Source organism: Streptomyces sp. NPDC006516 (assembly GCF_040611875.1).
Lineage (GTDB): Bacteria > Actinomycetota > Actinomycetes > Streptomycetales > Streptomycetaceae > Streptomyces.
Genome location: NZ_JBEXPD010000003.1, coordinates 372,097 through 396,256 on the forward strand (window position 1 = coordinate 372,097; position 24,160 = coordinate 396,256).

Annotated in this window: 26 protein-coding genes and 3 pseudogenes; 19 read left to right on the forward strand and 10 right to left on the reverse strand. The window is 68.1% G+C overall.

What is annotated here, in order from left to right; translation table 11 throughout:
- Positions 1–302 precede the first annotated feature (302 nt).
- The 5 genes from ABZY45_RS13710 (at position 303) to ABZY45_RS13730 (ending at position 4,439) form a co-directional block, all read left to right on the forward strand.
- Positions 303–1,082, forward strand: coding sequence for a terpene synthase family protein (locus ABZY45_RS13710; RefSeq protein ID WP_356739452.1), 780 nt, complete (start codon positions 303–305; stop codon positions 1,080–1,082).
- Positions 1,069–2,091: a polyprenyl synthetase family protein gene (locus ABZY45_RS13715; protein WP_356739454.1), complete on the forward strand. Its 1,023-nt coding sequence runs from the start codon at positions 1,069–1,071 to the stop codon at positions 2,089–2,091. The genes ABZY45_RS13710 and ABZY45_RS13715 overlap by 14 nt, the downstream gene beginning before the upstream one ends.
- A 245-nt stretch (positions 2,092–2,336) precedes the next feature.
- Entirely contained in the window at positions 2,337–3,407 is a 1,071-nt protein-coding gene (locus tag ABZY45_RS13720) for an acyltransferase (protein WP_356739456.1), read from the forward strand.
- Positions 3,408–3,705: 298 nt separating this feature from the next.
- The gene (locus ABZY45_RS13725) at positions 3,706–4,104 is read left to right on the forward strand and encodes a hypothetical protein (protein WP_356739458.1); all 399 of its coding nucleotides are present in this window, start codon (positions 3,706–3,708) and stop codon (positions 4,102–4,104) included.
- Positions 4,105–4,109: 5 nt separating this feature from the next.
- A complete protein-coding gene (locus tag ABZY45_RS13730; protein ID WP_356739460.1) occupies positions 4,110–4,439 on the forward strand; it encodes a DUF6233 domain-containing protein in 330 nt (109 codons plus the stop codon).
- A 389-nt stretch (positions 4,440–4,828) separates the two neighbouring features.
- Here ABZY45_RS13730 and ABZY45_RS13735 read toward each other — a convergent pair.
- Positions 4,829–5,467: pseudogene (locus ABZY45_RS13735) on the reverse strand (hypothetical protein); the annotation flags it as partial.
- Between the two features lie 83 nt (positions 5,468–5,550).
- Between ABZY45_RS13735 and ABZY45_RS13740 the strand changes: the two are divergent.
- A complete protein-coding gene (locus ABZY45_RS13740) occupies positions 5,551–6,045 on the forward strand; it encodes an IS5 family transposase (RefSeq protein WP_356739462.1) in 495 nt (164 codons plus the stop codon).
- 331 nt (positions 6,046–6,376) lie between these two features.
- Here ABZY45_RS13740 and ABZY45_RS13745 read toward each other — a convergent pair whose 3' ends face one another.
- Positions 6,377–6,892, reverse strand: a complete 516-nt coding sequence (locus ABZY45_RS13745; protein ID WP_356739464.1) for an SUKH-4 family immunity protein — start codon at positions 6,890–6,892, stop codon at positions 6,377–6,379.
- A 150-nt stretch (positions 6,893–7,042) separates the two neighbouring features.
- Between ABZY45_RS13745 and ABZY45_RS13750 the strand changes: the two genes are divergently transcribed.
- From ABZY45_RS13750 to ABZY45_RS13760, 3 genes and pseudogenes are all read left to right on the forward strand, one after another.
- Positions 7,043–7,762, forward strand: a complete 720-nt coding sequence (locus tag ABZY45_RS13750) for a hypothetical protein (protein WP_356739466.1) — start codon at positions 7,043–7,045, stop codon at positions 7,760–7,762.
- Between the two features lie 147 nt (positions 7,763–7,909).
- A pseudogene (locus ABZY45_RS13755) lies at positions 7,910–8,259 on the forward strand (transposase); the annotation flags it as partial.
- A gap of 733 nt (positions 8,260–8,992) precedes the next feature.
- On the forward strand, positions 8,993–9,367 hold the full coding sequence (locus tag ABZY45_RS13760) for a transposase (RefSeq protein ID WP_356739468.1): 375 nt from the start codon (positions 8,993–8,995) through the stop codon (positions 9,365–9,367).
- A 67-nt stretch (positions 9,368–9,434) separates the two neighbouring features.
- On the opposite strand, the gene ABZY45_RS13765 is transcribed toward ABZY45_RS13760, so the two are convergent.
- The gene (locus ABZY45_RS13765; RefSeq protein ID WP_356739470.1) at positions 9,435–9,839 is read right to left on the reverse strand and encodes a hypothetical protein; all 405 of its coding nucleotides are present in this window, start codon (positions 9,837–9,839) and stop codon (positions 9,435–9,437) included.
- Between the two features lie 766 nt (positions 9,840–10,605).
- Positions 10,606–11,004, reverse strand: coding sequence for a hypothetical protein (locus ABZY45_RS13770; protein ID WP_356739691.1), 399 nt, complete (start codon positions 11,002–11,004; stop codon positions 10,606–10,608).
- A gap of 1,117 nt (positions 11,005–12,121) precedes the next feature.
- Between ABZY45_RS13770 and ABZY45_RS13775 the strand changes: the two genes are divergently transcribed.
- On the forward strand, positions 12,122–13,342 hold the full coding sequence (locus tag ABZY45_RS13775; protein ID WP_356739472.1) for a serine hydrolase domain-containing protein: 1,221 nt from the start codon (positions 12,122–12,124) through the stop codon (positions 13,340–13,342).
- A gap of 75 nt (positions 13,343–13,417) precedes the next feature.
- Here ABZY45_RS13775 and ABZY45_RS13780 read toward each other — a convergent pair.
- The 5 genes and pseudogenes from ABZY45_RS13780 to ABZY45_RS13800 form a co-directional block, all read right to left on the reverse strand.
- Positions 13,418–13,720 (reverse strand): annotated as a pseudogene (locus ABZY45_RS13780) (hypothetical protein); the annotation flags it as partial.
- Between the two features lie 409 nt (positions 13,721–14,129).
- A complete protein-coding gene (locus ABZY45_RS13785) occupies positions 14,130–14,468 on the reverse strand; it encodes a hypothetical protein (RefSeq protein WP_356739474.1) in 339 nt (112 codons plus the stop codon).
- The gene (locus tag ABZY45_RS13790; RefSeq protein ID WP_356739476.1) at positions 14,458–14,808 is read right to left on the reverse strand and encodes a hypothetical protein; all 351 of its coding nucleotides are present in this window, start codon (positions 14,806–14,808) and stop codon (positions 14,458–14,460) included. Before ABZY45_RS13790 ends, ABZY45_RS13785 begins: the two co-directional genes overlap by 11 nt.
- 130 nt (positions 14,809–14,938) lie before the next feature.
- The gene (locus ABZY45_RS13795) at positions 14,939–15,409 is read right to left on the reverse strand and encodes an NUDIX domain-containing protein (protein ID WP_356739478.1); all 471 of its coding nucleotides are present in this window, start codon (positions 15,407–15,409) and stop codon (positions 14,939–14,941) included.
- Positions 15,410–15,411: 2 nt separating this feature from the next.
- On the reverse strand, positions 15,412–16,131 hold the full coding sequence (locus ABZY45_RS13800; protein WP_356739693.1) for an XRE family transcriptional regulator: 720 nt from the start codon (positions 16,129–16,131) through the stop codon (positions 15,412–15,414).
- A 273-nt stretch (positions 16,132–16,404) separates the two neighbouring features.
- Here ABZY45_RS13800 and ABZY45_RS13805 point away from each other — a divergent pair, with 273 nt between their 5' ends.
- A complete protein-coding gene (locus ABZY45_RS13805; protein WP_356739480.1) occupies positions 16,405–16,656 on the forward strand; it encodes a hypothetical protein in 252 nt (83 codons plus the stop codon).
- Positions 16,644–16,889, forward strand: coding sequence for a hypothetical protein (locus tag ABZY45_RS13810; protein ID WP_144321749.1), 246 nt, complete (start codon positions 16,644–16,646; stop codon positions 16,887–16,889). The genes ABZY45_RS13805 and ABZY45_RS13810 overlap by 13 nt, the downstream gene beginning before the upstream one ends.
- Positions 16,890–17,448: 559 nt before the next feature.
- Here ABZY45_RS13810 and ABZY45_RS13815 read toward each other — a convergent pair.
- Positions 17,449–18,318, reverse strand: coding sequence for a GntR family transcriptional regulator (locus tag ABZY45_RS13815; protein ID WP_356739483.1), 870 nt, complete (start codon positions 18,316–18,318; stop codon positions 17,449–17,451).
- Positions 18,319–18,497: 179 nt separating this feature from the next.
- On the opposite strand from ABZY45_RS13815, the gene ABZY45_RS13820 reads away from it, so the two are divergent.
- The 7 genes from ABZY45_RS13820 to ABZY45_RS13850 all read left to right on the forward strand — a co-directional run bounded on the left by ABZY45_RS13820 (position 18,498) and on the right by ABZY45_RS13850 (position 24,139).
- Positions 18,498–18,851 (forward strand): hypothetical protein, encoded by a 354-nt coding sequence (locus ABZY45_RS13820; protein WP_356739485.1) that lies wholly within the window; start codon positions 18,498–18,500, stop codon positions 18,849–18,851.
- Entirely contained in the window at positions 18,848–20,251 is a 1,404-nt protein-coding gene (locus ABZY45_RS13825) for a cell division protein FtsK (RefSeq protein WP_356739487.1), read from the forward strand. Before ABZY45_RS13820 ends, ABZY45_RS13825 begins: the two co-directional genes overlap by 4 nt.
- A 35-nt stretch (positions 20,252–20,286) precedes the next feature.
- Positions 20,287–20,541: a DUF2637 domain-containing protein gene (locus ABZY45_RS13830; RefSeq protein WP_356739489.1), complete on the forward strand. Its 255-nt coding sequence runs from the start codon at positions 20,287–20,289 to the stop codon at positions 20,539–20,541.
- 39 nt (positions 20,542–20,580) lie between these two features.
- Complete coding sequence (locus ABZY45_RS13835) at positions 20,581–21,033, forward strand: hypothetical protein (RefSeq protein WP_356739491.1); 453 nt, start codon at positions 20,581–20,583, stop codon at positions 21,031–21,033.
- Between the two features lie 150 nt (positions 21,034–21,183).
- Complete coding sequence (locus ABZY45_RS13840) at positions 21,184–22,629, forward strand: replication initiator (RefSeq protein ID WP_356739493.1); 1,446 nt, start codon at positions 21,184–21,186, stop codon at positions 22,627–22,629.
- On the forward strand, positions 22,629–22,856 hold the full coding sequence (locus tag ABZY45_RS13845; protein WP_356739495.1) for a helix-turn-helix domain-containing protein: 228 nt from the start codon (positions 22,629–22,631) through the stop codon (positions 22,854–22,856). Before ABZY45_RS13840 ends, ABZY45_RS13845 begins: the two co-directional genes overlap by 1 nt.
- The gene (locus ABZY45_RS13850) at positions 22,856–24,139 is read left to right on the forward strand and encodes a tyrosine-type recombinase/integrase (protein ID WP_356739497.1); all 1,284 of its coding nucleotides are present in this window, start codon (positions 22,856–22,858) and stop codon (positions 24,137–24,139) included. Before ABZY45_RS13845 ends, ABZY45_RS13850 begins: the two co-directional genes overlap by 1 nt.
- Positions 24,140–24,160 lie beyond the last annotated feature (21 nt).

The following is a 24,160-nucleotide window of genomic DNA, read 5'->3' on the forward strand; positions in this document are numbered from 1 at the left end:
TCCCGCCTGCCTAGTTCCTGGAAATCTCTGGATGATGCGTCATGCTGATTCCCAGCTCGTCGTCGCCTCCGACGCGCTGGGGACCGCGCTCCCGGGTACGGCCCGGATGCTGGTGCCCGATGCCTGAGTATGGGCCGGCGGGTCCGGCATACTCCGTCGCAGACGAGTTCGGGCAGAGGCCCTTCCTGAGCGCCGTGGCAACCGACTGCACCCGATGGCTCAAGGCTCACCGGCTGGCGGACTCCCGTACGTGCGGGGAGGTCGGCAGACTGTCTGCCTCCTACGCGTACCGCTGCTGGACGGTGGCCGGGGCCGACGAACTGCTCGTGTTGACCCAGTGGTGCTCCCTGTCGCTGCTCGTCGACGATGCCCTGGACAGTCCCGGGGGGAGGGCGGATCAGCATCCCGGGGCGTACGCGAATCATCTGGTTTCGCTCGGCCGGTCGGCCTGCCCGGCCGAGGCGGCACAACGAGCGTGCGGGCCGTCGGGGTTCGTCGCTGCGTTCGATGATCTGCTGGCGCGGCTGGGCCCCCGGATGGGTCCGGACTGGGTCCGGCGATTTCTACGGCACTGCCTGTTGAGTCTTGAGGCGTTCGGCTGGGAGGCAGGCAACCGAGCCGAGGCCTGCTGGCCCTCGCTCGCCTCCTACCTGGCCAATCGGCCGCACAGCAGCGCAAGCCTGGTCAACCTCGATCTGGTGGAGTACGCGGCGCGCACCCCGCTGACACCGGATCAGGCAGAGCACGAGGATGTGGTGGCGCTCCGGCACCTGGCGGCCGACTGCACCGCCTGGCACAACGACCTCGTCTCCTGGCCCAAGGAGCGCGCCCAAGGCGACCCCCACAACCTCGTGCTGCTGCTGGCCCACCACGAGCTCATGCCGCTGTCCGGGGCCGAAGGGGAGGTGCGCCTGCGCATCTCCGCCCGTTTGGCGGAACTCCACTGCGCTGCCGACCGCCTGGTTCGTTCCGTGCCCGGCGCGGAGGCCTACGGCGGGGCTGTGCGTGCCTGGGCACATGGCCTGATGACGTGGCACAACGTCGCGACGAATCGTTTTGAGAGTTCCCATGCCCCTGCCTGACCTCGCCACCAACTCGAACGCGTCTGTGGTCGGCTTGCAGAGCGACCTGGCCGCGGTCGACACCGCGATCCTGGATGCAGTCGACCAGCTCCCGCCCCGTATCCGCGCCGTGGCGAGATACCACCTGGGATTCACCTCGGACCCCCGGACCGCCGAGCACCGCGGCAAAGCACTACGGCCTCGCCTGGCTCTGGCTGCTGCCCGGTGCGGGCCCACCCCGGAGCGGGCGGTCGCAGCGGCCGTGTCCGTCGAACTGCTCCACGGCTTCTCCCTGCTGCACGACGACATCATGGACGGCGACCGCACCCGGCGCGGCCGCGCTGCGGCCTGGGTCGTCTACGGCGTTCCGGCGGCGTTGCTGACCGGCGACGCGCTGTTGACGCTCGCGCTCGGTGTGCTGGCCGACTGCGGCAGCACGGCGTGCATGGGGGTGTGCGTGCGGATGATGAACGCGCTCGTCCACGGCCAGGGCAACGACCTTGCCTTCGAAGACGATCAGCAGGTCACGGTGGACGCGTACCTGGAGATGGCAGAAGGCAAGACCGGAGCCCTGACCGGCGCTGCCTGCGAGCTGGCAGCCACCCTCGCCGGTGCTCCACCGGTCATGGTCGAGGCGCTGGAGCGGTTCGGCCGCCACGCGGGAGTGGCCTTCCAGATTGCCGACGACGTCCTCGGTATCTGGGGGGACAGCCGCCGCACCGGCAAGCCCGTCGGCAGTGACCTCGCCGCGAGGAAGAAGACCCTGCCGGTCGTGGCGGCGCTCCACGCCGCCGGCGCCGAAGCCGGACAGTTGCGTGCGCTTCTCGACACCGGCGGCCCGTTGACGGAGGCGCAGACACGGCAGGCGACCGTGCTCGTCGGGCGGCTCGGAGGGCGTACCACCGCCGAGGCCATCGCACAACAGCACCTCGACCTCGCACTCGAGGCGCTGCGCTGCTGCGCTCTGCCCGCCGTCGCGCGGGAGGAACTCCGCTCCATGGCGCACCACATGGCCGCTCGGTTCCGTTAGCCGGGGCACCGAGTCCGGCGAGACGCACTGTGCCTCCGCCCGAACCGGTCTCACGTTCGTCTCCCGCGCGCTCCGGCCTCCGCCTGCGAAACCCCTGCGTGCCACCAACGCAGTTCCCTGCCCGAGAGCGAAGAATGATGAATGCCCTGCCTCCACCCGCCACGACAGGCAGTCCCCTCCCCGCACCCGCTTCCCGTGCTGGTGAAGACGCTCGCAGCATCCCTCCACCGCATCGCAAAGCCCGGTTGTCCTCACTGACCGGGCTGCGTTTCCTTGCCGCCCTGGCGGTCTTCTGCTGCCACGCAGGACTCATGTGGCAGCACGCGGGCGGGTGGCCCGGACTCCGCGTGCTCAATCCCGGTGGCCCGCTGGGAGTCACGCTCTTCTTCATTCTCAGCGGATTCGTGCTCACCTACTCGTCCCACCCGGAAGACAGCGCCCGGAAGTTCTGGCGCCGCCGAACCGCCAAAATCCTGCCCAGCCACACGATCGCGTGGATCGCTGCCATGTCCGCCGTCTGGCTGGGAGTAACCCGCCCGCTACAGGAAGCGGGGGTGACAGCGTGGCAGGACCTGCTCAATCTCATGCTCGTCCATACGTTCCTGCCGTCGCCCAGCGGGCTCGCCGCCGGCAACGGTGTCGCCTGGTCGCTTGCCTGTGAAGCCTTCTTCTACCTGCTCTTTCCGGCGCTGCTGCCGCTGGTCGACACGATCAGCCGACGAAGGCTCCCGCTTGCCGCCCTGGCAACCGCGCTCGCCGCCTGGATCCCCGCGACCATTGCCTGGATGTGCGGAGCACACGGGCACGCCATGGACGTGGGACTCCACGAGATCCTGCGCCCGCCCATCTCCTACGCCTACGTATTCCCGCCCAGCAGACTGCCTGATTTCGTGCTGGGCATGATCCTCGCCCGGCTCCACGACCACTACCCGCCCAAACAGCCCCGTGTCGCGGCCGCCCTTCTCGCACTGGCGGCCGCGATCGGCCTCTGCCTCGTCCTGCCCGCTCCGTATTCCGTCTCGGCGCTGCCGCTGGTCCCGCTCGCGCTGGTCATTCGTTTCGTGGCTGCCCGGGACGCCCAAGGACTGAGCAGCCCACTGCGTAGGCCCGCCCTCATCCGGCTGGGGGAGTGGTCGTACGCCTTCTACCTGATGCACTTCACGATCCTGGCGGTCCTGTTTCACGTGTGGAGCGGGGGCTGGTACGTGGTGCCGATTGGCTTGGCCCTGGCCGGGACCTTGCTCGTATCGGCCGGCGTCTACCGCTTCGTCGAGTACCCCTGCTGTCGAACCGCAGGAGCTGTCGAGGCTCGGTGAAACCGGCCGAAGGGACAGCTCGGCCGCCAGCTCAATTGTTCATGGCGACCCCGCAACCTTGATCACCCTGCCGTCGTCAGCCGCTCCACCGCTTCTGCACCTGCTCAGCCGCCTCGCGGGCCAAGCGGACCTACTGGCGCAAGAAGGGCCGGAACAGCCAGGAACAGCCACTCAACCTTCGCCGAGAACCGTTCAGGCTTCACTGCGACAGGTCACGATCGGATGGAACGCGAGTTGGTAGGCGGTGGGGGCGGTGGGGGACTCGCACCCGCAATTCGAACAGACGCAGTATTCCTGTGTGCCGACCTACACCTTCCCCCAGGACCTGCGCGACTCCCAGCTCGCCCTCCACCAGACCCATGCCGCCTACGAGCAGTACGCCCGGACCCTGCCGTGGTCGGCCGACCCGATGCCCGGCTGGGAGGGCGACAAGCAGCTGCACAGCGGATACCGATCTGCCAAGCCCGACAGCCCCGGCTACACCGACGAGCAGCGCCAGGAGGTCGCGCGGTTGCGGGCCGAGCTCCTCGAGATGAGCATTCAGGTGGCCATGCACCCCTTCTGGGCGACGCTGGAACGGGGCGACGTCGTGGAAGGCCGGATTGCCCTCCAGCACACCCGCGAGCCGCCGGCCATGCCCGAAGCGGCTGCGGCCGAGGCGGCTGCGGCCGAGGCGGCTGCGGCCGAGGCGGCCTGAGTCCGGTGCCGGACTCAGGTGGGATATCCCGCCCGGACAAATGGCGGGCCACGCGGGAGTACCCCGCGTGGCAGCTGCTGTGCGCGGACCAGAAGGTCCGCGAGCTCGAGGCCCAGGAGCAGCAGGAGAAGAAGCGGCAGGAGCAGGCGCGGGCCGAGCAGTCGTGGAAGATCCAGCCTCAGCGGTCCAGCGCGAACGCGCTGATGCACCGCGGGAACTGCACGCTGTACAAGAACGACTTCGGGTTCATCAGCCGTGAGGAAGCGGTCAGCGCGCTGGCCGAGCCAGACATCGAGGCGTGCCCGATCTGCAACCCTCAGGCCGGACTGCAGTGAGCTGCGGCGTCCGCCGCCCGAGCCCTCCACGCCAGGTCGGAACAGACGAGGCGGGGACCCGACAGGGAGTGCCCGGGGCCTGGTTGGGCAGCCACGCCCTGCTACCGGACCTACGAGGCCCAGGAACCTTCGGGCGATCTCTGGCCTGACCAGCGAAGATTCTTGATCGCTCTCATGTCCAGCGCCCCGATTCCCCCTCGACTGCAGGGATCAAGAGGGTGACCGCCGGGCAGCCGGCCAGCAGGGATCCGGTGCCACCGGACTACTTCTTCGGCAGGCCCGCGCCGCGAGCGCGCTCGTATCCGCAGTGAGAAGGGCATCCGGCGGGGCGAACGTCCCCTCGCCGATGCCACTTGTCCGGCCTGGTGACCTTGCCCGGCCGGGTCCTCGCAGTAGCCGTCCACTCTGGCGCCTGCTGGAGCAAGGTTGGGCCAAGGATGTCCTGCTCTGTCGGAGGCAGCGGCCCGTAGGAGGTCAAGCAGAGTGCACCCCGGGTAGCCCCGAAAACTCGCGTGGATACCCCGGTAGTAGCAGCTCCAGTAGCTCACGACCCGCCGTTGAGTGCGCGCGAAGAAGGCCGGGTTGTCCATGATGAACTGCCCGTATGCGAGGTGGCCGCGGGTGCCGGGCGTGGTGAGAGCACGCAGCTCATCGCAGATGACGACCAGGATCTCCAAGACGTACTCGCCCACCAGCTGCACGACGAAGGGGACGACCCATGGGTCAAGGGAACCAACGATCTTCTCCAGGTGACGCTGTCTGACCACCCCGTCGCAGTGCCTTGAGTACAGGCAGTGCAGAAGCTGCCGTTGGCGCGACGAAAGCGACGCCACCACGTCAGTGGGCGGCTCGTCGTTGTAGAGGCGCTCGGGGATCAAAACCTGCTGGCCCTCTACAGCGACCGCAAACGAGGCATGCGGCTGGAGCCGAGAATCAGGCATCACCGCCAGGACTGCCTCGGCATCGCTGGCGAGCTCGACCGGGAAGGCCGTGATCAACGGATTGCTGCTGTCGGAAAGCGGCTGCACGAGCTGAGCATGGGCGGATGCCTCGGCTGGGGTCTGTCCGATGAGTCGTGTGACGCATCGCCTGGAGGCTCGTTCCGTGAGATATGGGGCGAGGGGATCTCTCGGATGAAGAGTGGACTCGGCTGGAGCTGCACTTACCGACGAATCGCGGGCGAGGTGGACGCTGGCAGTGCCACCGTCGTGTGATCAACGGGATTCTGTTCCGGCAGCGGACTGGCCTGCCCTGGTGGGACCTGCCGTCCCGCTTCGGCAGGTGGAAGACGGTTCACGACCGTCACCGCAGGTGGTCGGCGGACGGCACTGGGAGCGTGTCCTGCGCGCCGTCCAGGTCGACGCCGATGCGGAAGGCTGCATCGACTGGACATGGTCGGCGTCGACTCCACGCGCTGCCGCGCTCATCAGCACGCGGCTGGCGCCTCCACTCGTGCCCCGAAGATCCCAGGCCGCCGAAGCAGACCGGCACTCACCGCTCCGATGAGGCCCTGGGACGCTCGCGAGGCGGACTGACCTGCAAGATCCACCTCGTCGGGGACGGCGGGTGCCGCCCGCTCGGGTTCGTCATCACGCCCGGTCAGTAGGGATACGCACCACAAATGATTCCCGTGCCGGAAGAAGTCCGCGTGCGCCGACAGGCTGGTGGACGCCTACGAACTCGGCCCGACCACATCGGGGGCGACAAGCCAGAGACCAGCGAGCCAACCGCCAGCGCCGCGGCAGCCGAGGCGGCTGGCCCACAGGATTCGACAAGACGATCTACTGACGCCGCAGCGAAGTCGAGCGAACCATCAACCGGCTCAAGAACTTCGGAGCCATCGCCACGCGCTACGACAAGAGGGCATACGTCTTCCACGGAACGGTCGCCCTGGCTGCGAACCGGCTGTGGCTCCGCCCCTGAACAGCCGCCCAGGACTACGTCTCCTCCGGCACGAGCACGCCCAGCTCGACTTCCTCGAACACCCGTGACCACCAGAAGTCCTCATTCGAGAAGGCCATCGGATCCACTTGCCGAGCCCGGTCGATCACTTCCTGTGCCCAGTCGTCGTAGTCGTCCGCCCCGTCGCTCCTGCCAGAGAAGACGAACGACTCCCAGATCCGCAGCATCTCCGCCAGGTTCTTCACCGACGTGTTGACCAGGCCGTACCGCTCGTCCGGATCGCCTTCGTAGCCCCTGACCATCCAGACCTCACCGCTGTCGATCAGCAGCCAGTACGAGTTGACGCCGTCCTCGAAGGAGCCGAGGAATACTGCCCGGCCGACGGCAAGCTCGCGGACAGACAGCTCCTTGTCCGGGTCGCGCACGAACATCCGGCTGCAGTCGGCAGGCAGCCCCTGCTCAACGAGGAGGCTCAGTGCCCCACCACTAACACCGCAGGAAACAAGACGGTGCTCGTCATACGGCAAACCGGTCGCGTCAGCCATGTCCATCGCCCCGTCCTTCACGTTTGACCGCTGCGAACTGATCCTTCCAGATCAGCCGCACGACCCATTGGACACCCCCTAAGGGCTGTCCCGCAAAGATCGTCTGGTGCGCCCGGCCTCAAGGGCGCGGGGCCAGGGCGGCATGATGTCCCTGTGATGAATAGTGCAGACCTGCAGCCTGCCCGGATACAGGGTTACGACGGCGGCCCCCTCACGTACCAGGCCGGGCTCCTGGACGAGCCGCTCTTCTGGCTGGGGCACCTCTACTCGTGCATCCAGAGCGAGGACGCCGAGGAACTGCTGTTCGGTGCGGACTACGAAGCGGCCGGCGACTTCCAGCGGCGGCTGTGGGCGCGGGCCGAGTGGCCAGCATTCACGGTTCCCCTCGCTGCTGATCACCGTCTTCACGTGGTCTACCGCACGGTCGCGGACGACAGCGGCACCGACTACCTCCTCCACCACCCCGACTGGGACCAGGCCGAACTCCTGGCCAGGGATGACGGGCACTTCATGGGACCGGGCCTGTCCTGGCCCGAGCTCGTGGCAGCAGCGGACAACGCCCTGCCCGGCGGCAGCACCACCGACCCCCACTCCCGCCTGCTGCTCCTGCTGCCTGCGTTCGGCGACGATGCAGTACCCGACGATGCCGTTGGCCTTCTGGCAGGTGCGCTGCACGCCCGCACGAGCGTGGAAGACCCTGAAGCCCTCGCCTCTGCTCTCCTGCAGGACCAAGGGGCCCCCGGCCCCGCGCGCTGGACGATAGCCGGGCACGGTTTCTCCGTGAACGACGGCGAGTACTCCTTCCGCAACCCCACCAAGGGCTTCGCCCTGTCAGCCGATCGCCTGGCCCGGGTGGCAGCCGCGCTGACGCCCTGACCCACACGCCCATTCCCAACGGCAAGTGGTCATGTTTGGAACGATTCTGCCGCGACTGCTGTGATCACGGCTACGCAGCCGGCGTGGATAACTCCGTTCACCGGGCTGAGCCCGCGCTCTTTCAGCAAGTTGGTGACGATGCTGCGGCGTTGCCTGGTCGTCGTGGTCGGCCGGCCGCTTCCAGGTAACCGCAACGACTGCAAGGCATGGGAGGAATCCGGGGCCAAGGCCGCCGTCGGCAACACGATGACGATCGCCGACGGTGGTTCCCCCGGCACCGGCCTGGTCATGCCTCACCGGCGCCGCAAGGGCGAGGAACTGCCCGACTGGAAACTGCTGCACAACAAGTCCCAAAGCAGGTACGCGCCCGCGTTGAACATACCTTCGCCCGAATGAAGAGCTGGAAGATCCTTCGTGACTGCCGCCTCAAGGGCAACGGAGTCCACCACGCCATGCTCGGGATCGCCCGCCTGCACAACCTCGCCCTCGCCGGATAGATAGCGGGACAAGCCTTAAGGTAGCTGGCATCAACTCCACCGCCTTGACCAGCGTTGAAGACCATCGCGTGGTTGATGTACTCCCGACGCGTGACGCCGGGAAACCGGCCGCCTGGCTGATCCGCCACCCCGGCGTGGAGATCATCTGCCGACCCGGGCGAGCGCCTACGCTGAGGGTGCCCGGCGCGGTGCCCCCGACGCTTTGCAGGTCGCAGACCGGTTCCATCTGTGGCAGGGCCTCGGCCGGGCCATGGAGACCTGCGTCGCCGCCCACCGCGACTGCCTGCGCACCCCGTCGCCAGCGGCATATTGCCGGAGGCCACCCGCCTGACTGCCGGTCAGCCGCAGGACGACTCGGAGCCGATCGGCCGACGGGTGGAGCGGAAGAACGCAGCACATGCACTGGTCCACGAGCTGCTTGCCCAAGGCCACTCACGCCGGGCGAATCGCCCGGCACCTGGGCCGGTGCCTCAACACCGTGCTCCGGTACGCGAACACCTCACGCTGGCAGGACACCATCCTCGAGAACCCTCCCCGGTCCAGCAGGCGGGCCCCTTACAAGCCCTACCTGGAGCGGCGGTTTTCGGAGGGGTGCACCAGCGCTACCCGACTGCACAGCGAGCTGGTAGCCGAGCACGCTCCCGTCACCTACGCCATGGTCCGCGCCCACATCGCCACTTTCCGCACGGCTCCGTCCGGGGCGCCGCCGCCCCGGCCTCTGACGGTGCGGCAGGTGACCGGCTGGCTCACCCGTCACCCCAACGCCCTGACCGAGGAAGACCGCGCCGGTCTGAAAGAAGTTCTGGCGCGCTGCCCCGAACGGGACACGGCCGCCGGTCACGTCCGCGATTTCGGCGAAATGCTCAGCAATTGCCTCGGCGCCGCGTTCCCCGCTTGGATCGAGGCCTTCGATACCAGCCAGCTGCCCGGCCTCACCGGCTCCGCACTCCACTTGCTCCGCGACCTCGAGGCCGTGACAGCCGGACTCACTCTGGAGTGGAACTCGGGCAGTGTCGAGGGTGTGGTGAACCGCATCAAGAAGATCAAAAGGCAGCTATACGGACGAGCCGGATTCGAACCACTGCGCAAGATGACGCTGCTTCAGTAACCATCCGCGACTGCTACCCCACATCTGCACTGATCCCGGTCGGAGATCGAGGGCGCCGGGCGGTATCTCAACCGAGCATGGCAATTGCCGCGATGGTGGTCAGATATGGGACCGGGATGACGAGCATCCCAAGTAGCCACGGCCGGATACGGCGCGCATAGGCCGCTGGGAAGAGCACATCAAGGGTGACGACCAGTAACAGGCCAAGCCCGCCGAGAACAATAATGCCAACTCTGGCCCACCCCGCTCCTTCGATGACGTCGAAACTGCCGCAGTCGGTCTGCCCGAACCCTGAGTTGTCGAACGCGCAAGAGCGGTACTCAGTCAGCAGCAACCATGCCGAGTGCAAGGGCACCATGGCGGGCAACCCGATGAGGAAGTTCGCCCACACCGGGGCCAGTTGCCTCCACCACGACGGGCCTTTCGGCCTTGCCTTGTCGCTCCCGAACGCGGCCTGCCCTACGTCCCCCATGACCGCAGGTTATCTGATCGGGAAAACGTGCTCCTCCGATCGGTCTATGAGTCGTGCGGACTGAACTCCGTCCCGCCGGATCCACGGCAGCTGCCGGGAACCGCATCAGAGAAGCCGCTCTACGGGGCAGCCGGATTCGAACTACTCAGCAACGTAATCCTGCTTCAGCAACTCTCCGCGACCGCTCCCCAAGATCTGTGCCAGAACCTCGTTTTCACCTACGCAGCCGGTACGGCTTTCGTGCGAACCGCGGCTGCGCGCCGAGCGACCTCATCTGTGTCTGGAGTGGGCGTAGGTAGCCGGCTGCCTCCTACGCGCTGATCCGGCGGAGAGCGAGAGCGCCCCACGGCTACGGAGCGCACGGGCGCCACTCGCCTCACAGCTGGGCGCCCGTGCTGGCTGGGTCGGGATGCGTGGCACCGTGGGTGGCCGCCAATATGGAGCCTTTCATTCCGGTCACCGGGCTGCGCGAATGCGGCCCGTGGCCAACCGCGTGGTGGCGCTCACGTACGACGCCAGTAGCCCCCGGGTGCTGCGAGCGGTCCTGCCCACCCACGACTTCCTGCCGGATTCGGCCGGCCTTCTCAACAGGTTTGCGCTGGCCGACGTGCCACGTAGGTGCCCCTCTTGGACTGGAGCAGTACCTGGATCAGTTCTGGCCGGCCTGATGCCAGGAATGGGCTTCTTTGGCCCTGCCCCGACGCGGAGCAGCTGCTCGACGACTCCTCGCGGGTGCAGCGGTGTGGTGGCCGGTCTCAGCTCAGCACTACGAGGCGGCGTGGCGGTGGGTGTCCTGGGGTGTTCCGCCTGTGGGGCGGCGGGATTGTTTGAGTTCTGCTTCGTAGAGGTGGTCGCGGCCTTGGGCGAGGTCGTGGACCAGGCGCTGCTCGAGGTCGGTGAAGGGGCGGTGGTAGGTCTGGTTGTAGGCCTCGATGATCTGGAAGGTCCAGTGGCCGGGGATGACGTTGCGCCCGAGGATCTCCCGCTCGACCAGGTCGGCCTCGTCATCATGGCCGGCCTCGCGCAGCAGGCGTACGGCGTCACCGATCTGGAAGTCGGCGGTGCCGGTAAGCTGGTGGAACGCGTACAACGCGCCGCGCGCCCGCTCGGTCGTCTCCAGCGCCTTCGACAACGCACCCAGCGCTTCCACGGTCTTGTCGCTCATGCCCTCGGGACGCCGGTGCGCGGCGTCCGGGGTGCTGTTCTGTTCATCGCTCACGCGCACACGTCTGCCCCGAACACCCCACGCCCTACCACCGGTCCAGCGTCATTCACTCCCGAGATCTTCGGGCACTGTCGCAAGCGGCGATCTGCAAGTACGTCGGCGCCTCGGTGATACCGGCCATCTCCACGATCCAGTCCGGCTTCTGGCGGTCCTCCCGGGGCTTCCGGACGAGATGTACGTGAGCGCGGTCTCCTCACTCAGCGGTTCGAGATCAGTGAGGGCGACCTCCATTCCCCTCAATGAGTCCTGCGGTCGTGAGGTGATGATCGGAGGCAACCTTGCTCGTTGGCCCGTCGAACGGCCAGTGCGATGACGGTGCCGCGTTCCTCCGCCAGATCCTCATCGGTCAGAGTCTCCTCGAGGCGTCCGCCAGCACGACGATCCGTCCCTGTTTGACCAGTCGCCGCCATACCTTCTCTGCTTCGGCGTCGGAGCGCAGGCTGCCCTGCAACTGCGGCGAGGGCTGCCGTCAGCAGCACGATCAAAGCCGTCTTACCCGTTCCCACCCACCGACCACGACGTGAGTGCGACGGGTACGGCAGTCCGCGAGTTCTTACACGAGGACGGCGCACAGCTGATCACGGCTCACGACCATGCCGAAGATGCTGCCCGCCGTATCCACGAGTTCGTGATTTCGTGCGGTGCCTGCCTGGCCTTCCTCTGGTACATCCTGCGAACGCGGCTGAACCGGAAGAAGAGGTAGGCGACCGTGGCAAGGGACAGGGTGAGCAACGGCATGAGGATCGTCTGGAGGATGCCGCCGGAGAGGCTGTGTTGCTGCAACGCGTCGCCGGCCCGGAAAGGAGCGACCAGAGGCCGTCGCTGGGGGAGCTCATCAGAGTGCGACGGACCGCGTGGCCAGGAAGAACAGGAGGGCCTCGCCGAGAAGCGTCGAGGTGAGGGCGGAAACGGACCACCCCGTCTTGCGGATCTGCCAGGTAGGGGCGCCGAACGAGTGGACTCGCCGGGGCCCGGTCGGGCGGTCTGCCGTTCGCGCCGTATCTGGTGCTGATCTGTCGCCGTCCGCGTCCATGACCTGGAAGAGGCGCCCCCCACCATGAGACGAACCTCCCCCCGTCGACTGATCGCCGCGACGCTGCTCGTGGCGTCCGTGCTCGCCCCGCTGGCCACCGTTCCCGCCACGGCCGTCCCGGCCCCGCACGCCCCCGCCACGGCCGCCGGTCCGCACGGCGACGACTGCCCCGCCGACGGCTTCGGCCCCGAGCTGACCGCTCGACTCGACAAGACCGTCGAGGACGTCCGCAAGCAGGCCCGTGTCCCCGGACTCGTCGTCGGCCTGTGGATGCCGGGCAAGGGCTGCTACGTCCGCGCGACCGGCGTCGCAGACAAGAACACCGGCCGGCCGATGTTCGCCGACACCTACGTCCGCATCGGCAGCGAGACCAAGACCTTCACCGTCACCGCGCTCCTCCAGCTCGTCGACGAGGGCAAGGTCGGGCTCGACGACCCGATCGACGACTACATCCGAGGGGTCCCGAACGGCGAGAAGATCACGCTGCGCCACCTCGCCGAGATGCGCAGCGGCCTGTTCCCGTATACCGCCGACCCCGACTTCGACCACGACCTGATGAGCGCGCCGAAGCGCCCGTTCAACCCGTGGGAGGTCCTCTCCTACGGCTACCGGCACCCGAACACCTTCGCGCCGGGCGCGAGGTTCCAGTACTCCAACTCCAACCTCGTGCTGCTCGGCCTGGTCGTCGAGAAGGTGACCGGAAAGCGGCTCGCCGACGTCATCCACGACCGGGTGGTCCGCCCGGCCGGTCTGCGCCAAACATTCCTCCCCGAGGGGGCCGAGTTCCCCGAGCTCCACGCGCACGGATACACCGATCAGACGCTGACCGGCGCCGTCGCGGACGCCACCAACTGGAACCCCAGCTGGGCCTGGGCGGCAGGCGGCATGATCTCCAACCTCCAGGACCTGCGCCGCTGGGCCCCCGTCCTCGCCACCGGAAAGCTGCTCAGCGTCGAGACCCAGGCGCAGCGTCTCAAGATGCTGCCGACCGGTTTCCCCGGCACCGACTACGGTCTCGGCATCCTGCGGACCAACGGCTGGATCGGGCACAACGGCTCCCTGCCCGGGTACGAGACCGTGACCGTCTACCTGCCCTCGCAGAAGGCCACCCTGGTCCTCATCCTGAACACTGACTCCCTCGTCGACGGCCAGGAGCCGTCGACCCTCGTCGCCCGCGCCGTCACGTCCGTCGTCACACCGGACAACGTGTACGCCGGAGGGATCACCCCGCGCGCCAAGTCTTAGTGACCTGAGTCGAAGATTCGTCGTCAGTTCCAACGCCCGTGTCTTCCAATGCAGTCGGGCATTCTTCTGCGGCATAACGGAAGGCCAGTCGATGAAGGGAAGCATGGGCAGGCCGAGGGGCGGGCCGAGCCAGTCGTCCGCCTCTTTCTTCCACGTCGTGGCCCACACCAGCTCGTAGGGCAGCGCCAGAAGATCTGCCCTGTGGTCATGGTTGAGCCAGACCAGCAAGGGCTTGTCCCACGGATTCTCCCACCCGGTCCGGCGCATGCGGTGCGTGCTGTACCCCGCCGGCCGCCTCTGCGGCGCGGCAGCGTACGGATTCAGAGGGCCGTCCACATCGAGCAGGAGCAGCGGACGCCCATCCCCCTCGTTCTCCACGACCCCTCCCAGCGAAGCAGCCACGTACAAGGGAGGAAAATATGGGTGGGAGATCGTCCAGCTGAGTCGCCGCAGGCTGAGCCAGGGGGGTGTCTCCCGTTGCGAAGTCGGAGAACACGGGCGGATGTTCGATTCTGCTGTGAGGGCGATCATGGTGTGTGGGCCGCGTACGCGAACGAGGAGCATCACGGGAAACGGCAGCCGAGACAGCATGCGTCGACCGTCGGGTTCGTGCGGACGGGCCGACGGGGTGACCGGCTGCTCGGTGGGGTGAAGAGCCCATCATCACCCGGCAATTCAGCGCCCTGCTCCGCCAGGCCAGAATAGGCGGCATCCGCCAGGATGCCCCTTTCCCCGTCACCTGAGAAAGGGGAATCCTGATTTGCTCCGCAGGAGCATCCACGACGCTTCAGTCCTCGCTCAGAGGTTGCAAAACCCCTTCAGGTCCACCCGAATCGATAATCCCCTTGAAGGAATCCAGCATCGCCACCAAGCCACCCTCCGGAATGATCACAAGGTCGGAACACTGGAAGTATGCACCGCTGGCGCATTCCCCAGTATCCTTCCATCGATTCATCACCTGTTCGATAGCCCCTAGCGTCATGAACGTGGCGCTCCATCGCGTCCCATCAGGGAGGCTGAGTTCTGCGTCGACATTCTCAACGGTTTCCTTGCTGTCCTCCGCGCCCAGCATGAAGAGTGCGCTGAACTGCTGGTTCTCTACGCGATAGAGAGGGTCACTGGCCATAGTGCTGATTCAGCCTCGCAATTACCTTGGACTCGTTCGCCTTATCAGATTTCCCGACGACCTGAATCCCTCCGTCCACATTCCGGAAGAACAGGCGACCGCCGTTCCTTCCTCGTGCATAGGTGACATCGGTTCCTGCCAACGCCTTGCTTCCGAGGCCAGGATTCATGTTTCCGCGTGACAACTGCTGGAACAGGCTGTCCAGGTCGGCCTGAACCTTCTGGTTCTTCCCTGCCTGCTGCGCGGCCTTCACCAGCACCGAATCCTCACTGATAACGGAGGACATCGTGAGGCAGCCATTGGAATTATGAACCAGGACCGGCGTCTCACCCGCCAGCACATAGTACGTGTGCTACGCGAAGCCCTCGACCTGCTTTTTTGCAGGTCAAGTGCGGTTTACTGGTCCGGTGACGTGCGTGGGCGTCCATGGTTGTGCGGGGTTGTTGCCGTCGCTACTGCCGTCAGACGGTTCAGCCCAGGTACGGCTTCTCGCGCTGTTCCAGGAAGTGCTGGAGCCTGAGTCGTTGGGTGTGGTGCATCGACAACTCCTCGATCTCTTCCGGCGGTACAAACCGGAGTTCGGTGGACTCGTCGGAGATTGCCAGTTGACCGCCGGTGATGCGGGCGGTGAAGCAGACGTTGAACTGGCGGCGGACCTCGCCGTCGGTGTAGGCGATGATGTGTTTCGGGTCGGTGTAGGTGCCGACCAGGCCGGTGATCTCTACGTCGAGGCCGGTCTCTTCCTTGACTTCACGGACGGCCGTGCCTGGCAGGGAATCGGTGAGGTCCATTCCTCCGCCGGGCAGGGCCCACAGGTCGTTGTCGCGGCGGCGCTGAAGGAGGATGCGCCCGTGGTCGTCGGTGACGACGGCGGATGCGGCGACGACCATGCTGTTCGGCTTGGGCGCGTTCGGGTCGTCGTAGTACTCGGTGCGGGCCACGGTCAGCCTTCCTCTCGTACGGGGGTTGCCGTCGCCCACACCGCGGCGAAGCTCTCGGCGTAGGTGTCGAACATGCCGCCTGTCTCGTGTCGGCGAAGATGCCATACGGGGGCGGCGTAGGCGTTCACGCCCCAGACGTGTGCGTTGACGAGTTGCTGGTTGTCGGCGCGGTAGAGGGAGTTGTAGAGCGTGGTTTCGTGGGTGCGGACTTCGATGCCGGGGGTGCCGGCCAGCGGTCTGTAGTGCATGAGGGCGAGGCGGCAGCGGGATTCGATGCCGTGGCCGAACCGCTCTTCCTGGCCGCGGGCTTGGACGGTGTCGCTGTCGGGGTCCCCGATCGCGATGCGGACGGTGCAGCCTTCGGCTGCACGTTCGGTGAGGAGTTCGTTCAGCCGCGGGTACGCCTCGTGGAGGAAGACGGCGGCGTAGACGAGGATGTCGATCCGTTCCCGGGCCTGGGCCATCAGGTCGGTGAACGCCGAGACGGGGAGGTCGGCCCGCTGCTCGTAGAGCGCCACCAGCTCGGGGCTGATGGCGCGGGCGGGGCGGGCCTGGCGGAGCGCCGGCCAGAGTGCGTGCACGTCTTCTCCCAGGGCTTTGGCCGCCTGGAGGGCGGTGGCACGGCGTGGGATACGCCCGAGGTTCACCCAGCGCTCGACCGACTTGGGGTCGACCTCGACCTGCTGAGCGAGTGCGGCGTACGTCCAGCCTCCCGCCGCCATGACGGCTCGTAGTCTCTCGTTCAGCACGAGTCTCCCCCTTCGTCTCAGGACGGCACTAAGGACGTTCTACACGGTGCAGGACGTCCCGAAGTGGGGTTTGGTGGAGGTTCCTTCGTCCCGGTGACCGGCGTGAGGATCGGTGCCGACCCTGCGGCACCAACAGGCCCAGGGGCACGCATCAACGCCGCCGAGGAGCGTCACCGTGCGAATGAGCGCCACCCCACGTGTTCCCGCCCTGCGACTGGACGCCCGGTCGCGCGCCGCCTCGCCGGGGTGGTCACGATGACGGCCCCCACCCCTGATGCCGACGGGCACACCGTCTCGCCCGATGCCGGCGCCCTGGTGGTCGACCGGCGGAGCGGCAAGGTGGGCGTGGTGATGGGGCATGTGGGGACGTACGTGCAGCTTCGGCCGCCGCGCGGTGGCCAGGAGTGGGACGTGCCGCCCGAGGACGTACGTTCGCCGACTCCGACGGAGGAGTTGAGCGCGAAGGTGGCCGTGGCCAACCGGAGGTGGGGACGGTGACCCCGCGCTCGGTCCTGCGCTACGAGACCTGGACGCTCCAGCCCGACCGCGAGCCGGACGCGGAGCCGGTCCTTTACGCGATGCAGTGCGCCGTGGACGGAGAGACCTCGCCGGCAAGCGAGGACTTCGCCGAACCGCAGGACTGGGTCCTGCGGCACTGCGGCCAGAACCCGTCCCACCACACCTACCGGGAGATCATCACCCGCCCCTGGCGGACCTGGCGCCAGACATGACCCGCCTCGCTCGCCCAGGCGCCGCACCGCGCTGACCCACCCGACTCCCGTCCCTGCCGGGCGCAGCCGATCGAGGCTCCCCCGCACTCGTCAGCCCCGGCAGGGACGGGCCCTCACGTGCGTGCCGTGCCCATGACTGTGGGAGTTCTGGCCTCTGCCACAGAAAGTCAGCCACGACGGCGGGCGCGCCGACCGATCACCCGCCACGTGTGTCTCGCTCAACCCCGCACCGGCATCAGCCCAGTTATCTCCATCGTCACGGCCCCCAGCCAGGCAGCAAGCATGGGCGTCCGGGACGGCGCGAGCCCGCCGGGCAGCCTCTCAGGTGCCCAGCCACTGCTGCTGAGCGGTCGGACCGGGTCTTCCGATTGGTGGTCCGGCCTACGCTCCCGGGCTCTGCGCGCCGAGTGGTCGGCGGCCGTCGCCAGCGGGGCGGCAGACAGGAGCGGGCGGCGGTCACCGACCGCCGGCGCGCGGCGGCCCGCGCCAGCGGGACGCCCTTGATCAAGTAAAGAAACTCTGAACAGCTCACGCACTGATCGAGTTGCCCGGTCGATGGTCAGGGCCGCTGTTGCCGGCGCTTCTTCGATTCGGCCAGCGCGGTGTTCAGCTTCTCGCTCGGCGACATGTCCGGCTCGGCGTCGTCGTCATGCAGGGGTGGCAGGAACAGGCCGCGTCGGCTCTTCTCCCGCTTGACCTTCCGGCGCTCGCCGTAAAGCCGCTGATGCTCCTCCCGAACCACGTCCCATCGTCGGTCGAGCTCTGCTTCCCGCGCCAGCAGCTCCTCGTCGCTGAGGTCGGCGAACTCGGTGGCGGCCATACGTGCCTCGCGGGCGATCTCATCGCGCAGCAGGTAGTTCGTGATCGTCCCGTGGTGCTTGCCCGGCTCCGGTTCCTGGCGGACGAAAACACCACGTCCCTTGACCGCGTACACCAGCCCGTCCTGCTTAAGGCGCCGATAGGCGTTCTGCGCCGTGGAGTTGGCGACTTTGAATCGCTCTTGGATCTCCCGGGCGGGAGGAAGCTGGGAGCCTGGAGGGTAGGTGCCTTCCACAATTTCCCGCCGGAGGATATCGGCGACCTGAGCGTACGGCGGTCGGGGATCACCGTTGTAGATGACGTCGACCGGCCAGTCCGGCCCCTCGGCATCGGCTTCTTCATGATCACCGTCGACCTCTTCGGTGCTCCCGCCGACGGAGTCGCTGACGTAGCTGCCCCGGCCAAGCTGGGAGTAGACCAAGCCTTCCTGCTTGAGCACGCGCAGAGCGTTCTGGACGGTGGAGCTGGACACCCCGAACCGATCACCCAGCACGTTGGCCGAGGGCAGGCGCTCGCCGGAGCGGTACTCACCGTTCAGGATCGCGTCCCGCAGGGCCTCGGCGGCCTGGAGGTACGGCGGCCGGGAGTCCTCGTCCAAGGGCAGGGTCATGCTCCCACGGTATCGCCAGCAAGCCGTAGCGATACAGACACATCCCCGGGTTCCCCACCTGACCGCCTACCAACCTGATCGAAGTCACAACTTAATCGACCTTGCAAGTTGAGCGATCATCTCCTTATGCTCCATGTCGAGCCGATCAAGCGGCTCCATCGAACAAAGGGTGTGATGGCATGGCCATGACTCGAATCCGTGTTGCCCTGCTGCCGTCGGCGGTGTGCATCGCGGGCACCGACCCGGCGCTGAAGATCAAGGACCAGCAGACCGGAGAGGTCGCCACCGACCGGGAGACCGGCGCGTCGCTGTACACGGTGACCGTGATGCTCATGGAGGACGGCCGGGCCGAGGTCCTGAAGATCACCGTCCCGGAAACCGGCCTGGCCGCCGGGCTCAAGCCGGGCGCGATGGTGCGGCCCGTGGAGCTTTTCGCAACCCCGTGGGCGCGGATCTTCAACGGTCAGCTCTCCGACGGCGTCGCCTACCGCGCCGCCCGCCTGGAGCTGGTGACGATGGAGGCGGCCCAGTGATCCGCTTCGAAAATTCCGTGCCGGAATACGCGCCGGACGCGCTGCTGGCCGTGGCCGTCCTGGTCGGTGTGTGGCTGCTGGTGACGGTGGTGCGCTACGTGCGGGCCGACCGGGGCACGCGGGTCAGCATGCGGCAGGCCCTGCGGGTTCGCTGGGGCTGGGCACGGCTCGCGCGGATGGCCGGGCTGACGGTCACCGACAAGACCCCGGGCCTGCTCGCACAGATCACCGCGCAGAAGGACGGCCCCGCCCCCGCGCCCCGAGTCCTGACGCCGAAGATCAAGGTGAAGCCGGACCAGTTCGGGGTGATCGTGCGAGCCAAGACGCTGCCGCAGGTCGGGGTGGAGGAGTACCAGAAGTCTGCGCGGTTCCTGGCGGATGCCTGGCGGTGCACACGGGTCTCCGTGCTGCCGGACGGCCCCGGCAGGGTGGTGATCCGGGGCGTGCGCTCCGACCCGCTGACCACGCCAACCACGCACCGGCCCTCCGGCCTCCCGCCCGTGGACCTGACGCGCTGGGAGCTGGGCATCGACGAGTACGCCGCGAAGGTGTGCGTGTCCCTGGCCAACGTGCCCGGGGTGACGGTGGCCGGCGTCCCGGGTGCGGGCAAGACCTCGGGGGTCAACAAGTTCGTCTGTGACTTCGCGCCGTCTGCGTCCGTGCAGATCGCGGGTGCGGACGGGAAGGTGTCGCGGGCCTCGGAGGGCGACTACGCCGACCTGGTCAAGCGGATGTTCGCGTTCTGCGGAGACGATCTCGATGAAGCGAACGCGCTGTTCAAGCGCCTGGTGGAGCTGCGCAAGCGGCGCTCGGCGACCATCCGGGACGTGCTGGGCGTGAAAAACATGTGGCACGTCGGGCCCTCGCCGCAGTGGCCGCTCACGGTCCTGATCATTGATGAGGCGCACACGTACTTCCGTGAGTACAAGGGAAGCGACCCGGCCACGAAACGGCTGGCCGCGCTGACGGCGGAGAACGCCCGGCTGGTGGAGGACCTGGTCAAGAAGGGCCGCAGCGTAGGCATCCTGGTGATCCTGATCAGCCAGAAGACCACCGGCGACGCCATCCCCACCTTCATCCGCGACGTGTGCCCCATCGGGCTGTCCTTCGCGCAGAAGACCGTGGAAGCAGCGGTGGCCGCACTCGGTGACGACATCCGCAACTGGCCCGATGCCAGCCCGGTCACCTTGCAGGACCCCGCCTACGTCGGCGTCGCGGTCATGGCGATGCAGGGCCGCCCCGGCTACACCCGCATCCGCACCCCCTACGTCTCCGACGCCGACGCCGCCCGCGTCGCCGAAGCCACCTCGCACCTGACCGCCGATCCGGACCTGTGCCTGGACGCTCTCCTCGCCTCGACCGGCCGGACCACGGCACCCCGGCCGTCGCTCGCCAAGTAGCCCCGAAAGCCCACACCGGAAAGGAGGTTGAGGGCATGGCGGAGGAACGGTTCACCCGGCGCACCGTGACCGTGGTCATGGCGGTTATCGCGGCCCTGGCCTTCGTCTTCTCCTTCGGCAACGTCTGGGCCCTCGCCCTGCGGCTCGGCGTCCCCCACCCGATCGCGCCACTGATCGCCCCCATGGTCGACCTGTCCGTCGTCGGGCTCCTGGTCGCCCTGCGCTTCCTCGCTCTGCGCGGCGTCCCCAAGGCGGAGCTGAAGGCCGGCACCCGGCTGCTGCACCTGTGAGGCCTGCTCACCCTCGCGCTGAACACCGCCGAACCGCTGTTGGCCGGACGCTACGGACGGGCCTGCCTGGACACCGTCGCCCCGCTCCTGCTCCTCGGCTGGGGCCACGTCGGCCCCGCCTTCCTCGCCCAGTTCCACACCCACACCCGCCCCAACCTGCACCTGGAGGCCACCGCCGCCACCCTTGCCACCGAGCCGGTGCCCGACGTCGCACCATCACCCGAATCGGCACCCCCGACGCCCGCCCCGCAGATCGCCGCCTCCCTGATCGAGGAGCTGGAGCCCGCTCCGGCCGCCGCTCCGCCGGTCGCCGTCACCACGACGGGCCGACCCGCTTCCGGCCCTGCCCTTCCGGCCGCCCTGCTGGACGCGGCCCGGCGCATCGCGGACACCCACCGCGCCGAGCACGGAACACCGATCACCGCCGCTCACCTGGGCACACGCATGGGCATCGCCCTGCCGGTGGCCACCACCGCACTCGCTCAGCTCTGAGCACCGGCCCCCACCGGCCACATCCCCCTCGCTGAACCCACGCCCGCCCCTGGGGCTGGTTCGCCATGCCCCGAGCAGCACCAACAAGCCGACAGATCCGGCTGGTTGCTGCTCGGGGCCACCCACCCGAACCGAAGGGACACGCCCCGAATGGTCACCCTGGACCTGCGCCACGTGGCAAGCCCCGCCGTACGGGACCTGCTCCACCTCGTCAACCACCCCGACTTCGACCGCGCACAGCAGCAGATCGAACGCCTCGGCGGCTGCGCCGAACCCATCCGCCTGACCGGACAGACCACCACCGTCGACACCACGACCGGCGAAGCCCTTCGTGCCTATACCTCCTCCGACGAGCCGACGGGCAGCCTGCTCACCACGTGCGGCAACCGCCGCTCCTCCCGTTGCCCGGCCTGCTCCCGCCTCTACGCCGCCGACACCTACCACCTCATCCGCGCCGGCCTCTCCGGCGGCAAGACCGTGCCCGACACCGTCCGCACCCACCCCCGCGTCTTCGCCACCCTCACCGCACCCTCCTTCGGCCCCGTCCACAACCGCCCCACCACCCCCGGCGGCGACATCAGGCCCTGCCGCTGTCACCAGCTCCACGGACCCACGGACGCCCTACTGGGCACGCCGCTGAACCCGGCGACGTACGACTACGCGGGTGCGGTCCTGTTCAACGCCCACGCCTCCGCTCTGTGGGCCCGCTTCACCATCTACCTGCGCCGCGAGATCGCCGCCCGGCTCGGCCTCACCCAGAAGGCCGCCCGCGCCGTGCTGCGGATCTCCTTCGCCAAAGTCGCCGAGTACCAAAAGCGCGGCCTGGTCCACTTCCACGCCGTCATCCGGCTCGACGGCCCCGACGGCAACACCACGCCCCCGCCCCCGTCTGCCACCGTCACCGTGCTCACGGACGCCATCCGGGCCGCAGCCCGCCGTGTCCGAGTGGCCCTCACGTCGGACGCGATCGGGGAGCGCGAACTCACCTGGGGAACACAGCTCGACGTGCGCGAGATCGCCGCCTTCGGCACTGACGCCGAACTCACTGACCAGGCCGTGGCCGCCTACGTGGCCAAGTACGCCACCAAGTCCGCCGACGCCTCCGGCACCCTCGACCACGCCCTGTTCTGCCGCCCCTGCCAGGGACGCGGCGCCACCCTCCTGCCTCATGGAACCCCGCTCCCGTGCACCGCTTGTGACGGCACCGGGCAGGCCCGTCCCCTGCCCCGGCTCGCCGTCGCCCGGCATGTGCGGCAGATGATCCGCACCTGCTGGGAGCTGGGCAGGCTGCCGGAATTCACCGGCCTCAAGCTCTGGAAGTGGGCGCACATGCTCGGCTTCCGAGGCCACTTCTCCACCAAATCCCGCCGCTACTCCACCACCCTCGGCGCGCTGCGCGACGCCCGCCGCACCTGGCGCACCCAACAGGCCCGCGCCCACGCCAGCCTGCCCGAGCACGACCCGGACACCACCCTCGTCATCGGCCACTGGGCCTACCAGGGCTCGGGCTACAGCCCCGGCGGCGCGCTCCTCGCCGCGGGTGTCCGGCACCGCGAAGAACTGGAACGGCAGTTCACGGCCGAAGGAGGCTGCTGATGACCTCGCCCCTACTCGCCGCTCTCCGCACAGAGAGGGCTCCGGCGCTGGATCTGCTCACGGTGCCCCAGGTCATGGCCCGCCTCCAGCTCGGCCGCTCCGCCGTCTACGACCTGCTCCGCACCGGCCAACTCGCCTCAATCACCCTCGGCCGCGCCCGCCGCATCCCCACCCACGCCCTGACCGACTTCATCCGTGCCCGCCTCGAACAGGAAGCCGCCGCCTGATGACCACGCCGCGCCCCGCCTCGTCCCGCCGCACCCGCTCCCGCGCCAACGGCGACGGAACCGTCTACCAGCGCAAAGACAGCCGCTGGGAAGCCGCCGGATACGTCCTCGCCCCCGGCAACACCCGCAAGCGCGTCCGCGTCTACGGCACCACCCGCAAGGAAGCCCTCGCCAAGCTCACCGAGAAGATCGCCGCCAGCAACCTCGGCCTGCCCGTCGCGGCGGCCGACAGCACCGTCGGCATGTACCTGACGTACTGGCTGAACAGTGTCGCCGTCCACCAGGTACGGGAAAACACCCACACCCGCTACACCGCCTGCGTCCGCCTCCATCTCAACCCCGGCCTCGGGGCAAAGAAGCTCGCACGGCTCACCGCCCGCGACGTCCGCACCTTCCTCGACCGCCTCCGCGTCGCCTGCCAGTGCTGCACCCAGGGACGCGACACCGACCGGCGCTCCTGCTGCGCCATCGGCCAGTGCTGCAACAAGCGGCTCTCCCCGCTGACCGTGACCTACGTCCACTCGGTCCTCAAGTCCGCCCTGGAGCACGCCGTCCGCGAAGACGACCTGCCCCGCAACGTCGCCCGCAACGTCAAGACCCCAGCACCCCGCCCCCGGCGCTTCAAGCCCTTCACCGCCAGCGAGGCCCGACAGTTTCTCCACGCAACCAGCAGCGACCGGCTCCACGCCCTCTACGAACTCGCCCTGCGCACCGGCCTCCGCAAGGGCGAACTCCTCGGGCTGCACTGGGACGACCTCGACCTCAACACGGGAACCGCGGCCATCCACCGTTCCCTCCAGCGCACCCGTACCGGTGGCCTGACCGTCCTGCACACCAAGACCCGCGCCTCCGAACGTCGCATAGTCCTCCCCACCGAATGCGTCAACTCCCTGAAGACTCACTGGGAACAGCAGGAGGAAGCACGCCAGGTCGCAGGGACGGGCTGGTCGGACAACGGACTCGTGTTCACCACCCTCACTGGCGGCCCTCTCGAACCTGCCAACCTCACCCGCAGCTTCAGCCGACTCCTCAACCGGGCCGGGCTCCGCCGCATCCGGTTCCACGACCTCCGGCACTCGACCGCCACCCTGCTTCTAGAACAGGGCGTCGACATCGTCGTGATCAAGGAGTTGTTGGGTCACGCCCACATCGGCGTCACCGCCGGCGTCTACGCCCACGTCCGACTCCGCCTCCAGCGCCAGGCGATCAACACCCTCGGCAACGCCCTCAGCCCCACCGACAACGACCCCGACGACCCACCCGTCATAGCCGTCGTCCGCTGACGTTGCCGTCAGCGTTGCCGT

What these genes read in the sequence shown, in the direction of transcription:
- ABZY45_RS13715 (WP_356739454.1), top strand. Translation starts at nt 1,069, where the DNA reads ATGCCCCTGCCTGACCTCGCCACCAACTCGAACGCGTCTGTGGTCGGC.
- ABZY45_RS13740 (WP_356739462.1), top strand. Translation starts at nt 5,551, where the DNA reads ATGGGGCGAGGGGATCTCTCGGATGAAGAGTGGACTCGGCTGGAGCTG.
- ABZY45_RS13745 (WP_356739464.1), bottom strand. Translation starts at nt 6,892, where the DNA reads ATGGACATGGCTGACGCGACCGGTTTGCCGTATGACGAGCACCGTCTT.
- ABZY45_RS13750 (WP_356739466.1), top strand. Translation starts at nt 7,043, where the DNA reads ATGAATAGTGCAGACCTGCAGCCTGCCCGGATACAGGGTTACGACGGC.
- ABZY45_RS13765 (WP_356739470.1), bottom strand. Translation starts at nt 9,839, where the DNA reads ATGGGGGACGTAGGGCAGGCCGCGTTCGGGAGCGACAAGGCAAGGCCG.
- ABZY45_RS13770 (WP_356739691.1), bottom strand. Translation starts at nt 11,004, where the DNA reads ATGAGCGACAAGACCGTGGAAGCGCTGGGTGCGTTGTCGAAGGCGCTG.
- ABZY45_RS13775 (WP_356739472.1), top strand. Translation starts at nt 12,122, where the DNA reads ATGAGACGAACCTCCCCCCGTCGACTGATCGCCGCGACGCTGCTCGTG.
- ABZY45_RS13785 (WP_356739474.1), bottom strand. Translation starts at nt 14,468, where the DNA reads ATGGCCAGTGACCCTCTCTATCGCGTAGAGAACCAGCAGTTCAGCGCA.
- ABZY45_RS13800 (WP_356739693.1), bottom strand. Translation starts at nt 16,131, where the DNA reads ATGGCGGCGGGAGGCTGGACGTACGCCGCACTCGCTCAGCAGGTCGAG.
- ABZY45_RS13815 (WP_356739483.1), bottom strand. Translation starts at nt 18,318, where the DNA reads ATGACCCTGCCCTTGGACGAGGACTCCCGGCCGCCGTACCTCCAGGCC.
- ABZY45_RS13820 (WP_356739485.1), top strand. Translation starts at nt 18,498, where the DNA reads ATGGCCATGACTCGAATCCGTGTTGCCCTGCTGCCGTCGGCGGTGTGC.
- ABZY45_RS13830 (WP_356739489.1), top strand. Translation starts at nt 20,287, where the DNA reads ATGGCGGAGGAACGGTTCACCCGGCGCACCGTGACCGTGGTCATGGCG.
- ABZY45_RS13840 (WP_356739493.1), top strand. Translation starts at nt 21,184, where the DNA reads ATGGTCACCCTGGACCTGCGCCACGTGGCAAGCCCCGCCGTACGGGAC.
- ABZY45_RS13845 (WP_356739495.1), top strand. Translation starts at nt 22,629, where the DNA reads ATGACCTCGCCCCTACTCGCCGCTCTCCGCACAGAGAGGGCTCCGGCG.
- ABZY45_RS13850 (WP_356739497.1), top strand. Translation starts at nt 22,856, where the DNA reads ATGACCACGCCGCGCCCCGCCTCGTCCCGCCGCACCCGCTCCCGCGCC.